General features: G+C 65.7%; 9 protein-coding genes. 5 read left to right on the top strand and 4 right to left on the bottom strand.

Going from position 1 to position 13,353, the window contains the following annotated elements; all coding sequences use genetic code 11:
- Positions 1–32: 32 nt before the first annotated feature.
- From H074_RS25565 to H074_RS25545, 5 genes are all read left to right on the top strand, one after another.
- Positions 33–2,363: a hypothetical protein gene (locus tag H074_RS25565; RefSeq protein ID WP_235096875.1), complete on the top strand. Its 2,331-nt coding sequence runs from the start codon at positions 33–35 to the stop codon at positions 2,361–2,363.
- A 251-nt stretch (positions 2,364–2,614) separates the two neighbouring features.
- Positions 2,615–3,052, top strand: a complete 438-nt coding sequence (locus H074_RS25560) for a hypothetical protein (RefSeq protein WP_007032961.1) — start codon at positions 2,615–2,617, stop codon at positions 3,050–3,052.
- Between the two features lie 412 nt (positions 3,053–3,464).
- On the top strand, positions 3,465–4,253 hold the full coding sequence (locus tag H074_RS25555; RefSeq protein ID WP_039923399.1) for a 2OG-Fe dioxygenase family protein: 789 nt from the start codon (positions 3,465–3,467) through the stop codon (positions 4,251–4,253).
- Positions 4,250–5,128, top strand: a complete 879-nt coding sequence (locus H074_RS25550) for a DMT family transporter (RefSeq protein ID WP_007032959.1) — start codon at positions 4,250–4,252, stop codon at positions 5,126–5,128. The genes H074_RS25555 and H074_RS25550 overlap by 4 nt, the downstream gene beginning before the upstream one ends.
- 383 nt (positions 5,129–5,511) lie before the next feature.
- Positions 5,512–6,756: an MFS transporter gene (locus H074_RS25545; RefSeq protein WP_007032958.1), complete on the top strand. Its 1,245-nt coding sequence runs from the start codon at positions 5,512–5,514 to the stop codon at positions 6,754–6,756.
- Positions 6,757–6,775: 19 nt separating this feature from the next.
- On the opposite strand, the gene H074_RS25540 is transcribed toward H074_RS25545, so the two are convergent.
- From H074_RS25540 to H074_RS25525, 4 genes are all read right to left on the bottom strand, one after another.
- Complete coding sequence (locus H074_RS25540; protein WP_007032957.1) at positions 6,776–8,647, bottom strand: glycoside hydrolase family 9 protein; 1,872 nt, start codon at positions 8,645–8,647, stop codon at positions 6,776–6,778.
- Positions 8,648–9,567: 920 nt separating this feature from the next.
- On the bottom strand, positions 9,568–11,523 hold the full coding sequence (locus H074_RS25535; protein WP_007032956.1) for a KedN5 family methylcobalamin-dependent radical SAM C-methyltransferase: 1,956 nt from the start codon (positions 11,521–11,523) through the stop codon (positions 9,568–9,570).
- 68 nt (positions 11,524–11,591) lie between these two features.
- Positions 11,592–12,329 carry a class I SAM-dependent methyltransferase gene (locus H074_RS25530; protein WP_161630697.1) on the bottom strand — a complete coding sequence of 246 codons (738 nt, stop codon included), beginning with the start codon at positions 12,327–12,329 and terminating at the stop codon, positions 11,592–11,594.
- Between the two features lie 40 nt (positions 12,330–12,369).
- Positions 12,370–13,347 (bottom strand): aldo/keto reductase, encoded by a 978-nt coding sequence (locus H074_RS25525; protein WP_007032954.1) that lies wholly within the window; start codon positions 13,345–13,347, stop codon positions 12,370–12,372.
- Between the last annotated feature and the right edge of the window lie 6 nt (positions 13,348–13,353).

Genomic DNA, 13,353 nt, shown 5'->3' with positions numbered 1-13,353 from the left:
GCCTCGGCCGACGCAGGTCGCAAGTGGCCTGCGTGCGCATCGGTGCCTCGCTCGTCGTGCACGGTCCGGGGGGAATCACCGCGCAGGCCCGGGAACTGGCCTCCTCGGTTCCCGCCGATCCGGAGCACGTCCTCGTCGTCGTGGACCAGCCCGACGCCGGTGCTTCCTCGATCGCGGACGGCGTCCGGACGGTTCTCGGCGAGGAAGTCCGTCCCCTTCGGTTGTTCCCTTCCGCCGAAGCCGGGGTCATCACCCTGGTCACCGCACAGAAACTCGCCGATCGGATCGGCCGGACGGTGATCTACCCCGACGGAGTGGTGCTCGCGAGCGCGTCCGGCCTGTGCTTTCTTCCTCCTTTCGAAGCCAACGGCTGGATCGGCTGCGGCCCTGGCAGTCAACCGGTCCGGCTGGGCCGAAGGTACCCGTCACCGGAGTGGGAAGGACCTGCCACCACCGACCCGCAGCGGGCAGGGCAGTCCACCGTGGTCGAGCCGCTGCCCGCCGGCGTCTGGCTGCGGCCGGACGGTCCGCAACGGTGGCTGGAGGCCGACCGTGCGCGGCTGTCCCGATGGCTCAGTGTGCGTCCCCGCGAGCTGACGGCGGTGCTCGGCGGACACGGCATACCGCCGCTCGCGCTGGATGACGTCGTCAAGTGGTGGGCCGTGTTGCCGCCGGAATCCCGGTCAAGGACACGGTTTCTGAGCTTCGGAGACGTTCCGGTCCCCTCACACACCACGCTCGGGCAGGCACTGGCGGACGCCCTCGGCGAGGAGATCGTGCTGTACGGCGGTCTCCCGGTGGGAGCGCCGGCGACGCCCGAATTCTTCACGCTGCGCCTGGACGGCTCACACAGCTTCCGGACCTTTGCCGAGGAGATCACCTTCTCTCCGCGGCGCGGCGCAACCAAGGCCGCCGCTCCGCAGATCCGCCGGGGCCGGTTGCCCTTCAAAGGACTGATCGAGGTCGGGCCGGGGGTTTACCAGTACGAAGCGGATTCGGTCGTCGAGGTCGTGCAGGCGGGCTTGTGGCTCCGCACCGCTCGTGAGCCGGCGCGTGCGGCCGAGGTGAGGACGATGCCGTACGACCCCAAAGCCTTTCTGGTCTTCCATGACCCCGCTGTGGACGGGCACGACGCGCTCGTCGCGAAGTTGCTCGACCGGCTGGACGGCTCGATTCGCGCCGGCGCGAAGCCGTTTCCCGTCCCGTCGGCACCGGAACCGCGGCAGACTGACCTTCCGTTCGCGGCCGACCTCACCGCGCCGTTGACGCCGTTGCCCCGGCTTTCCCGGCTCCTGCGACGGCACCTGGATGAGACCGAGCCCCCAGAAGCCGCAGCGGCCCCGGCTCCGGAGATGCCCTATCTTCCGGTGGAACTTGGTGGCGGCCAGGAAGCGGCATCCGCACCATCGGAAGCAGAGCCCCTTTCGACGCCGCAGCCGGAGCGGCAACCCGAGCCCGAGCCGAAGGCCGGAGCTCAGCCGGCCCCGGAACCCCAGCCACAACCCGCGCCTCAATCGCAAGCAGAGCCGGAGCCCGAGCCCGAGCCGGAACCGCTGGCCGTGCAGTCCACGCCGAGCCCGGAACTGCGCGCCTGGCCTCTGAACCCCGGTTTCGCCGCCGATCGAGGGCACATCCGCGCGGGCAGGGAGGATGCTTTCGATGCGTTGTCGGCGCAGATCGCGGAGACGTGGCGTCGTTTCTCGCCGAATCGTCCGATGTCGGACAACGGGCTGACCGAAGCCGTGGCTGCCGGGCTTTACCTGGCCGGTGACGATCCCGACGTCGACGCGGGCCTGCGGGCGGGCACGCGGGGACCGCACGTGGAGTTCGGCCGGTGCGTGGCAGCGGGTCTGCAGAAGCTGCCGGTGCACCGCAACGTCGCGGCGACGGTGGTGACCCCGGCGCCGGAGTTGTGGGCGTTGCTCCACGGCCACGCCACGCTGCGGGAATGGGGCTTCCTCAACCTCTTGACCGTACCGGGCGAGGCGGAGCAAGGCTCCACTGATCTGGTCGTCTGGTCGGTGACCGGGCGGCTCACGGCGTTGATCGAGCCGAAGGACGAAGGCCTGCTGAATCGGGTGGTCTTCCTGCCAGGGACGGGCTTCAAGGTGCTCGATGTCGTCGAACCCCGGGACAAGGAGCGAGGTCGCATCCTGATGCGTGAACTGGTGGCATCGGAAGTCGGTGCGGACGGCGGCAGCGCCGGCTCCACGGCCCGGGACGACCTCATCCGGTCTTCGTTGAGGCGGTTCGCGGGCCGTTCAGCCGGTGCGAAGTCGCGGCGGCCGTCCGGCGCCAGGAGCGCGCGGCCGGGCCGGATCCCCGGAATCGCGGACCCGCCGAGCCGGAAGAACGAATTATGACCGGTGAAGGCCTCCGGGCGATGAAAGCCCGCAGCTCACCATTGGTGAAGGAAAGTCCTCGGTCTTACCGGGCGAGTGGCAGCTCTGCCGATGGGGCACGCACACCGCGTTACCGTCGACGGCAACCACGACCGCGGGTGCCGACCGGAAGGGGCAGCTTGCTCATGACCACCCGGCGAGGTTCTCGTGTGCCGCACCTGGCCGGAAGATCCACCAGGCTTTCACAGCGATTCAGCAGTTAAGGAGTTCCTGTGGCGACGAAAATCGACGCCGACGCCATCCGAGGGGTGGCCGACAACATCAGCAAGATCATGACCGAGCACAAGGCGGCCTTCGAGGCGCTGAAACACCATTGGCCGAATGCGGGGAAATTTTCTCTCGCTGAATGGATCGAGAGGGTCGTCGACGACCGGCGAAACGCCGTCGTCGCGCATGCTGACCACCTCACGCTCACCTTCGAGGCCATGAGCGCGAAGCTGAAAGCCATCGCGGACAAGTTCGAGAAGACCGACGGCGACAACGCCGCGGCGATCAAGAGTCTCCTCGCCGGGCTCGAGGCGGAGATTTCCGGCAAGATCACGACCTTCGATCAGAAGACCGAAAATGAGCAGAGGAACTACTCCGGAAACGGTACGCCGGATGACGGCGACGGATGGAACGACAACCTCACCAAGGAGTTTCGGAAATAGCAGGACGATTCGCGGAATCGCCATGACTCCGACATGAACGGCAGTCCCGAGTGGAGCGAGTGCGGCCCGGTGGGGCAAGTGGCCGGAGGGCGGTCGCGGTGCCGGAAACGGTCCGTGATCGCCCTCGGACTCTGTTGGGCCCGTGGAATACTCGGCTCTATCATTGCTGCTCAACCAAGAAGAAGTCGCGGACGTGTGTCATTTATTCCCGAGATTCGGGATAGGACCGCGCGGGATATTGGGGCACTTGCCCAAATCGTATGGGCAGGTTTTGTTGCCAAGAATGCGACATGCTTGTAAAGATGGCTGCCGTGTTTGCGTAGTCGAAGGGCCTGCCACTATAGGTGATCTTCTTGCCTGCCGACGCGCATTCTGTCCTGTCGGTTGCGAAATGACATGAAATGGACGAAAAGTGACAACTGTTTTGACCACTTCGAAGCTTCAGCGGCTTGGTTATGAGCGATATGAGCTGGCGTCGACACTGGGCGTATCACCAGCGGACGAGCGGCTCCGAAGCTTGACTCTGGAATTCGAACGGCTGCCACTGGATCCATACTCGCGAAACGACGGCCGTTATCGCCGGTTCGGCCGAGGGGTTTTTTTGCCCTGGAACGATGAGTTTCACTGGATGCCCGATGTCGTCGCGAACATGCCGGACGGTACGACGGTCAGCTTCAACGACTATCGGCAGGGAAGGCACAATCCGGAGTTCTCTGGCCTGGTGCGGCAAATGCCGGGGCTCACGGAGGGGATCAGATCGAATTCTCTCCTGGCGGAACTGATCAAATTCGACTTCGCGCAGACGGCCTGGAACGAGGCCGAACTCTGCTGGCCGGTCCATGTGGGCGTTCATTTGCTCAAGTTGTCGGTGGACAGACCCGGCGGCCGTGCGGTCGCCTCTCCCGACATGCTGCACCAGGACGGGGAACCCTATACGTTCGCGCACCTGATCTATCGGCGTGACGCGGAGGGTGGGGAGAACGTGATCGCCACGCCGGAGTATGCCGGCAACCTCCCGGAGGCCGTCGCGGACGAAGGGATCCTGGACCGGTTTGTGCTTCACCAGCCACTGGCCTCCTACGGGGTCAAAGACGACCTGGTCAGCCACTACGTCGCGCCGGTCACCGTCGCCGACGGGGCGGAGACGGCCGAGCGCGCGGTGCTGTTGATCGATTTCACGCCGATGGCACAACGAGCATGACAAGGTTGCTCGCACTGCCTTCGCTGGTCGTGGTCACGGCTGTCTGGGGAGCGACATTCGTCGTCGTCAAAGACGTGACAGAGCAGGCGCCGCCGATGGATTTCCTGGCGGTGCGGTTTCTTCTCGCGGCCGGCGTACTGGCGTTGTGGCGTCCCGGCCGGTTGCTGACCTTGAGCCGGCGGCAGTGGGCGAACGGCGTCGTCATGGGGCTCCTGCTTGGCATCGCCTACATGGGGCAGACTTTCGGGCAGCAGTACACCTCGGCGTCCATGTCGGGATTCATCACGGGAATGGCAGTGGTGTTCACGCCCATAATCGCGGGATTGCTGCTTCGGCGCCGGATCGGTCTGTCGACCTGGGCGGCGGTGACGATCGCGACGGCCGGACTGGGAATCATGACTGTGCGCGGCTTCACGATCGGCCTCGGCGAGGGGCTCATTCTGCTTGGCGCGCTTTTCTTCGCACTGCACGTCGTCGCGCTCAGTGAATGGTCCACGGCCGGCGACGCCTATGCCTTGACCATCGTGCAGTTGGGCGTGGTCGGTGTGCTTTGTCTCATACTGGGCGCCCCGAACGGATTGGACGTTCCCGGCGATAGGAGTTTCTGGATTCCCGTCGCGGGACTGGCGGTGATCGCGACCGCCGGAGCCTATCTCGTCCAGACCTGGGCGCAGGCCCGTTTGTCCGCGGTCGTCGCCGCACTGGCCCTCACCATGGAGCCGGTCTTCGCCGGCGTGTTCGGTGTCCTGGTCGACGGAGACGAAATAACGGTTCGTATCGTCCTCGGCGGGGCGCTGGTGGTCATCGCCATGGCCATTACCGAAATTCGTACCACCACGCCGGCGCGGATCCCGGAAACACAAGCCGAGTATTGAGCCGAAGGAGTAACGCGCGTGCTCAGACACGGGACTCGCGTGCTTGGATCCCGCACTCGGGTGTCCCGGCTCTGAGCACGCGAGATCCGGCTCTGAGCACGCGAAAGCGATGCCACATCACCCGGGCCACCCGTCACCGGCAGCCCCAAGCCCGACACGCCACCTTTGGGTGCGGATGCTCCCGCCGCGCCACGTTTGACTACCCGCCAGTAGGCCAGGGTTTTCGAGAGGCGTGGCACCGCCGGGCAGAGTAGTGTGCTGCGTCCCACGGATCGTCGGGCAGCGAGCCGAGTGGTTGCCTGGTTCTACTTCGCCATGGACTTCGGGAGGTTCGGGATGCAGCGGAGTTCGTTGTGGACGGCGTCCACAGTCACGTTGGTGCCATGAGCGGCGACGCGTTCCGGCAGGATTCGAGTGACACGGCGCCCCAGGGCGAGGGAGTCGTTCGATGGCGTGTGGTGATACTCGGATTCCTGGTCGTCGTCCTCGACGGGTTCGACGGCGTCACACTCGGTCTGGTGATTCCCACCCTCGTGACCGAGTGGAGGATCGACGCGGCCGCATTCACCCTTCCGCTGGTCCTCGGGAGTATCGGACTGGTCATCGGGTATTCGAGTTCAGGGTCGGCCAGTGCTCGAGTCGGACGTCGTCGGGTGATTCTCTCCGGCACGGCGCTGTTCGCCGCCGGTTCGGCATGGACGGCCGTCAGCACAACGTTGCCGCCACTGTCGATGGCGCGGCTGTTGACCGGGGTGGGGCTCGGGATCATCGTGCCTCCGGTGACCTCGTTGGCGGCCGACAATGGTCCCTCCCATCGTCGGGAGACGATCACGGTGCTGGTGACCCTCGGTCTTGCCGTCGGACCGACCATCGCGGGGCTCACGGCAGGCAAGCTGATAGGCGCCTATGGCTGGGAGTCGGTCCTGTGGGCCGGAGCGGTGCTTCCGGTGCTGCTGATGCCGTTCCTGTGGCGGGGGATGCACGAGTCCATCGACAGCGCGCGACAGCGGCCCGAGAAGGGGCAAGCGGCGGTTCGTCAGCTGTTCTTCGTGGGCCGTCGTTCGGTGACTCTGCTGCTGTGGGCAATCTCCCTGCTGGTCGTCACCACGATCAGCGTCGTCACCACCTGGGCGCCGGTGCTCGTGACCGACTACGGGTTGAGTCCTACCGAAGCTCCGCTGGCCATCGCCGCGTTCGGTCTCGGCGGTATGATCGGTGGCTCGGTCCTGGTCCTGCTGACGACCCGGTTCCCGGCGGCCACCGTGGTCGTCGCGACCGCCGGGCTGGGCGCAGGTCTCCTGCTCGTCGCCGCGCGGGCGCCCTTGAGCCACCTCGGTCTGCTGATCGCCTTGGCCGGTATCGGGATGTGTTTGATCGCCACGGTTAACGGCCTCGTGGCAGTGGCCATGTCGAGGTACCCTGGCCCGCTCCGGACCACCGGAGTCGGATGGGTCATCGCGCTCGGCCGTATCGGCGGCATCATCGGCCCGGTCTACGGCGGTGTGCTCGCGACGCTGCGGCTTTCCTCGCGGGACATAGTTCTCGCCACCTGCGCGCTCATGATCCTCGCCACGCTGCTGAACATCATGCTGGCTCGCCATCTCCGGGGACGCGCGCTGAGCTGCTGAACAGTCGGGGCTGCGGCCCTCAACAGCGGCACGCGAGGGCGAAGGTGAGCAGGGCGGTGGCGGTGAAGTCGATGGCCGGTTCGACGCTCTGCCAGGCTCCGACGTCGTCGACGAACCGCGCTCCTCGGCCGTCGAAGCGCTCGAAACCGCCGACGAGACAGGGGCGCATGGTCGGGAACCGGTTGAGCTCCGCGAACGCTTCGGCCTTGTTCGGGCCGTTGACCACGGCGCCGGTGAGTTCCTTGCCGGTGAGGTTCGCGGCCTGGTGCTCCGGGCACCGCGGGGACACGGCGCCGGATCCGATCACGAACGACATGCCCCAGGCGTTGGCGCCGAGCGCCCAGTTCCGTTGGTGGGTGCCGAAGGCGGTGTAGGTGTCCTGGCCGGTCGTCCGGCGGTGCAGCAGCGCGGTCGTCGCGAGGCCGAAAGTATGCGGCACGGAATCGAATTCGAGCTGGTCGGCGCCCGCGCCGAACGGATCCTTGGCCGCCCGCGCCAGTCCGTCTTCGAGCTGGCGCGCGAGGTCGCCGGTCAGCCGATCGCGGGTGACGTCGCCCACGAGGCTCCCGGCGTCGATGAGCCCGACCAGGTCCGCGTGCGCGAGCGCGCTGACGTCGCCGACACCCAGGGTGCCGAGGGCGTCGGAGGTCAGGTAGGCCGCAGCCCACCTGCCGGCGTCCCGCGCCCACCGCCCGGCCCGCGGATCACCGAGCGCCTTGCCCGCCATGGCGAGCTCGGTCGCGGCGAACTCCATGTCGTCCTGCCAGGACGCTTCCGGATAGAAGGACGGCGGGTACGCGGTGGTCAGCGTGTCGGGTTCCCGGTCCGCGAGCTCGTAGACGCGAGCGGCCTCGTCCAAGGCGTGACGGGCATCCGCGCCGGTGCTCGTCTGTGCGGCGAGGGCGAAGGCGGCCGCGACCTTTCCGGCGAGGTTGGGGCTGATCGAGGCGCCCGGTCCGGCGGCACGGAACACCGGACGCCGCGCCAGCGCCGGATCCGCTCCCGGTGCTTCGTCGGCTTCGGGCAGTCGCCACACGTCGTGGTCACTGCGCACGTTCTCGTTGCCGGCGCCGATCCCGACCTGCGCGAGCAGGGTGCCCGCCTCCGCGTTCCACATCTTGTCCAGCCAGGCCAGCCCATGCCTGGTCTCGGCCGCCAGTTCGGCTCCGGCCGCACGCGAATCCCGTTGGGCCATGAGGAGGGAGCCGAGGCTGTAGGCGGTCGTGTGGGTGAACTTGAGGAAGTCGCCCGCGTCGAACCAGCCGCCGGCGACGTCGACCGGTCCGCCTGCCCGGACGAGCCGCTCGTCCTGCAACTCGGTGCCTTCTTCGTCGTAGCGGGGGACTTCGTACACCGTCGCCCGCGCGTCGTTCAAATGCGCGGGCTTGCGGTCCACGGTGGATGCCAGAACCCCGGAACCGTCGCGCTGGGCTTGGAAGAAGCGGACGTTCGCCGCGACCTGCGGCGCGAAAAGGGTGGCCGACGAGTCGATTCGGAACAGCGGGGACGGTTCCGCGCCCTCGGCCAGGATCCGGTAGCCGCCCGGCGTGCGTACCGCTGAGATGTCCAGTACGCGCACGCTGGGGAAGCCGCTGTTCCAGGCACCGGTCGACGCGCCGGCGGTGCCGTCGAGGACGGTGCGTCCGGACTCATCGACCACCCGGAACGGCGAGGCGCCGCCCGCGTTCATCAGGTAGGCGTGTTTCGTCTCGGTGGTGCCGTAGCCGACCTGGTCGACCCGCACGAATCCGTTCGCTGCCGGGGCGGTGGTACCTGCGGTGCAGGCGGAGACGAGCAGAAGAGCGGCCAACGGTGCCACGCGTTCGAACAGGCTCCACGCGCGGCCTCGGCCGAGCCCGCGCCGTCGCGAAATCGACCGGTTGTCATGCATGATTTCGACGTTTCCTTTGCTTCGGTGAACTGTGCAGGTCATCTAGGAGCCGACGCGTTCGATGATATGTAACCCGAACTCGTCGTAGGCGGCGTCGGGAACGGCGTGGATTGGTCATAATGGTCAGCAGTCCTGCACCTTCGGCGAGGTTTTTCCCGATCCCTGGGATATCCGGAGCGGTATTTCACGCGAAGACGCGTAGCTGAACAGTGCCCGAATATCCGCCGGATTGCCCTGATGTCGTTGGATCGGTGTCCGGTGCCCGAAGGAGGAACATTCCTATGACGGAAGCGTCCCGTGCCGGTCCGCGTCCTATCGGGACCACTCCGGCACCGCCATCGACCCGCTCAGGCTCTTTTGAGGGGTGTGGCATGACCGAGTCGGCGGGGGGTGGGTCGCTGGTGAGCCTGGTGCGGTTTTGACCGTCCACAAGGGACATCAGTCAGGCAACGGTGTCCATTTTGGGTACTTTCGCGGGGGCCGTGAGTGGCAATGATCGTTCTAATCGTCATTACCACTCACGTCCCCACTCGAAACCGTTCATATGGGTATCAAACCGGACATTTTACCGCTCGAATTGTCCCCTGTGGACACTCAAGACGCGGTCGGCTCCCGTGGTCAGTCCAGAGCTACGCAACGGAAGCCTTCTGCCTGCCTTGAAGCGATCGAAGAAGCCCTTCATCGGGGCAGGGGGCGGTAGCGAAGAGGGTGCTTCGCTGAGCCGGCGCTGTCGCTGAAACCCTTGGTCGAGATGCGTCGCGAAAGCCACTTTCGCGACGCCTGAGGTCCCGAAAGTGGCTTTCGCGACACGGCCTCCCCGCGGCCGCGAGCGAATCCCCGCGACCAGACACCTTTGCCTCGTTCCTCAATAACAGAGGGCTCGCTAGAACACGAATCGCCACTCGCGACCCCCCGTGGTATTACGCGACCTCCTCTGCGTTCAGGGTGAAGTCGGAGGAAGTGACGCCCGCGTTCGCCATCACTTCCTCGGTCGTCTGCCCCATGAAGTGGATGATCGTTTCGTGATTCGTGGAGCGGACGACATCGTCCGCCCCCACGCGGTAGTACAGGTCCACGACGGTCGGGTCGGGCGAGAGGCTGGGTGTCTCACCTCTGCGCAAAGTGCCGAGTATCCCCGGAATGTCATACCGCAGCTTGACATCTTTGAGGACGTAGTACTCACCGCAGCGCACCGACACCCGTTGCGGCCGCGGATCGTCTGAGTCCGCCGTCACCGGCTGAGTCAGCAGATCGAAATCGAAGATCGCCTGAAGCAGGGATCGATGGCCATCCGGCACCCGGGGAAGGATGCTCTCCGTCCACCAAGCACGCAGCAGCTGCTTGGTCGCCTTGTCCGTGTAGAACAGCGTGATCGCCGTTTCCAGATCGCCGGCACCGCCGATCGTGGGCCGCGCCGCGACACGGAGGGGCTCGGCGGCGGGATTGTCGGTGGTGAGCAGCCATTCGTCGAAGTCGAGGAGCGCCTCGGATTGGGTTATCGAGGTCAGCCCGCGGAGCCCGACCCAAGTGTGGCGCAGCACGCACATCTCCGCCACGACCCGCGCCCAGTACAGGAAGCGTGCCATCTTCTGATTCTGCGCGAAGGACACCGATCGGTTGGCGAGAACGTATTCGAAGTCGTCGTTGTCCCCGCGCACCGTCACCAGCCCGTGCAGCTCCTTCTTTTCGGTGTAATCGGTGTTGGGGAGCAGTAGCATCGGGTAGCAGGCGATGCGCGACACTTTCGCCGAAAGCCGGTCGTAGCCTGCCATGAAGGATTCGATCGTTTCGCCGGGAGCTCCCCAGATCAGCTCGGCGTAGCAGTCCAGCCCTTCGGCCGCCAGCCAGGCGACCAGTTCCTCCCAGTCGTTGACCTTCATGTTCCGCCGGTTCATCAGGTCGAGCGCGTCGTCGTCCAGAGTCTGCAGCGCCAGGGTGAACGAACTGCGCATACCCGTCTCCTTCATGCGACGGACTATCCGGAAGAACGTCTTGGACTTGTTCTTCGCCCAAGAGGCCTCTATCGCGCGAGGGAAACCATAACGCTCTCGGAGCTCGATGACGTCTTCGACGAACTGTTCGTCGCCGGGCAACATCCCGAAGTTGGCATCGCAGAGGACGATTGTGTGCACCTCGAGTTTGGCGAACACTTCCAGTTCGGCACGGAGGCGTTCCCGTGAGAACGCGCGCACCTTCTGGCCGGTCGCTCCTCCCCAGTAGCAGAACGCACATTTGTAGGGGCAGCCGCGGTTCGTCTCCATGAGGGCGACGTCGTAACGGAAACGGCCGTTCCCATCGGTGAGCTCGATCGCGCCGGTGAGGAAGGGTGACGGCACATCGTCGAGGTTCGTGATGCGCGGCCGGGCGTCGGTGCTGATGACGCTGCCTTGCCTGTCACGGTAGGTCAGCCCGGCGAGATCGTCCAGGTCGTCGGGCCGCCGTCGGTCCAGGACCGCGTGCAGGAGTTCGGGAAAGACGAATTCTCCCTCGCCGTCGACGACCACGTCGACCGCGGGGAACATGCGGAAGGTCCGCTCGCCCTGGTGCGCGACGTGCGTTCCGCCGAAAATCACCCAACCCTGGGGATTGAGCTGCTTGAAGGTCTCGGCCAAGGCGCCGAACTGGCGGAAGTTCCAGCCGCATACCGAGAAGGCCAGGACATCCGGAACGGCGTCGCCGAAGAGGTCGTTCGCCATACCGGACGTCGTCACCCTCCCGCGATAGTTGCGGATGGAGACCGCGGTTTCCCGGTTGAGCCTCTCGTCCGCGAGAGCGGACGCCTTGAGGTATCCGCTCGCCAGGGGCATCGATTCCAGTTCCGAGTCCCAGACGCCTTGCTGCACGAGAACGACGGACAGCTTTCCGGACGCGTCCATGTCTTTCCCTTCTGACGAGCACATTTCGTTGGCGTCCGTCGCTGCGGGAGACGGCCGTCAGCCGACCTTCACGGATGGTTCCTGCCCAAAACGTATTCCAGTGGAATTTCCAGTGCGGTTCCGTCGCTCAGGCGATCGGTGGACGGCATCAGTGTCGTGCCGTGCTCCACTGTTTCGATCCCGGCCTTGTCGAGGATCTCGGCTATTTCGCCGTCGGCCAGATTGGCTCCGATCACATCGTAACTGATGTTCCGGCGCACCTTGGGAAGTGAATCCTCGCTTTGGTTCAGTCCTGCCTCGAACACCGGGCCCGCGGAGTGCGGCATTTCGAGGATTAGGATGTGGCCGGTGTTTCCGAGAAGTCGGGCCAGGTTGGCCGCCGCGGCGAGTTGTTCGTCCTTGGGGAAGACATGCAGTAGCGTTCGGACGTAGATGTTGCAGTCGCCGAGTTCGTCGTGCAGTGTCGCCGTTGCCGGATCGCTCAGAATGTCGAACTGGCGGAATTCCAGGCCAGGGTGCCGGTGTGCTTCACTGGCGGCCTCGACCGCGGATTCGGAGATCTCGAGGCCTAGGACCCGTTCGTATTTCCCGGTCAGGTGGGCCGTCTGCGTGCCGTTCCCGCACCCGATGTCGAGGACGGGCAGGGACTTTTCGAAATACGGTTCCATCCATGACATATGGGTGCCGACGTTGCTCGCCGCGGGGGTGTCCCAGACGGCGACGCCCTCTCCAGGTGGAAGTTCTCGCCAGTACCGGTCCCATTTCTTGAGACGTTCCGCTTCCCGGGTCTCGAAAACCGATGACATCATTGCCTCCTGCTGGTGTTGCTCTGGCTGTCGGTTGTGCTCAGACTCCGTTTTCCGGATAGCCGCGCTGGGGCCTGGACACCAGGCTGAGACTGGAGAGTGTGTCCTCGGGGAGGGTGAAGTTCTTGGTGGCGGCCGCGAGGGAATCTTGGAGCTGAGCCGAGTTCCTCGCACCCACGAGTGCGACGGTCACCCACGGTTGTCGCCATAGCCAGGAAAGGGCGATGTCCACCATGCCGACACCCAGTGTGTCCGCCGCCTCGGCGACCGCCGCGACGATTCGCGTCGAGTGTTCGTCAAGGCGCTGACCGACATAGGCCTGGAAGGGTTTGCTCTTCAACCGTCGCTCCGGGACGCCGTTGCGGTACTTGCCCGTCAGTACCCCGCGGCCTAAGGACGCCCAGCAGAGAATCCCGAGGTTCTGATCCTGGACGGCGGGAACGACCTCGCGCTCGATACCCCGTTCCAGCAGGGAATACTCGACCTGCGTCGAAGCCAGCGGAGGCCGGCCCTGTGCCTTCTGGATTCCGGTCGCCTTCATCGTCTGCCAACCCGAGTAGTTGCAGATCCCCGCGTGGCGGACACGGCCGCTCGACACGGCGACGTCGATCGCCTCCATGGTCTCTTCCAGCGGGACCGTGGAGTCCCAAGCGTGCATTTGCCACAGGTCGAGATGGTCGGTGCCGAGCCTGCGCAGTGAGGCGTCGAGTGCTTCGAGGAGATGCCGCTTCGAAGCGTCCGACCTCGGCCGAGGTTCTCCGTCCAGCACACCGACAGCTTTGCTCGCGAGCACGATGTCCTCCCGGGCGACGACACCGCCGAGCAACTTGCCGATCGTCTCTTCGGCCCGGCCGCCGGCGTAGACGTCGGCGGTGTCCAGGAAGTTCCCGCCCGCCTCGATGAAAGCCTTCAGCTGTTCGGCCGCGGCCTCCTCGTCGGTCACTCCGCCCCAGGTCATCGTGCCAAGGCCGAGCCTCGATACGACGAGGTCGGTCGCGCCCAGTTCAAGTCGTTCCACAACGGA

Origin of the sequence: Amycolatopsis decaplanina DSM 44594, from assembly GCF_000342005.1 — a bacterium.
GTDB classification, from domain to species: Bacteria; Actinomycetota; Actinomycetes; order Mycobacteriales; family Pseudonocardiaceae; genus Amycolatopsis; species Amycolatopsis decaplanina.
Note: the sequence above shows the minus strand (reverse complement) of the source record. Positions and strands in the feature narration are given on the sequence as shown.

Bases quoted from the DNA above. Each gene is read 5' to 3' on its own strand.
- H074_RS25545 (WP_007032958.1), top strand. From the start codon at position 5,512: ATGAGCGGCGACGCGTTCCGGCAGGATTCGAGTGACACGGCGCCCCAG.
- H074_RS25535 (WP_007032956.1), bottom strand. From the start codon at position 11,523: ATGGACGCGTCCGGAAAGCTGTCCGTCGTTCTCGTGCAGCAAGGCGTC.
- H074_RS25550 (WP_007032959.1), top strand. From the start codon at position 4,250: ATGACAAGGTTGCTCGCACTGCCTTCGCTGGTCGTGGTCACGGCTGTC.
- H074_RS25540 (WP_007032957.1), bottom strand. From the start codon at position 8,647: ATGCATGACAACCGGTCGATTTCGCGACGGCGCGGGCTCGGCCGAGGC.
- H074_RS25530 (WP_161630697.1), bottom strand. From the start codon at position 12,329: ATGTCATCGGTTTTCGAGACCCGGGAAGCGGAACGTCTCAAGAAATGG.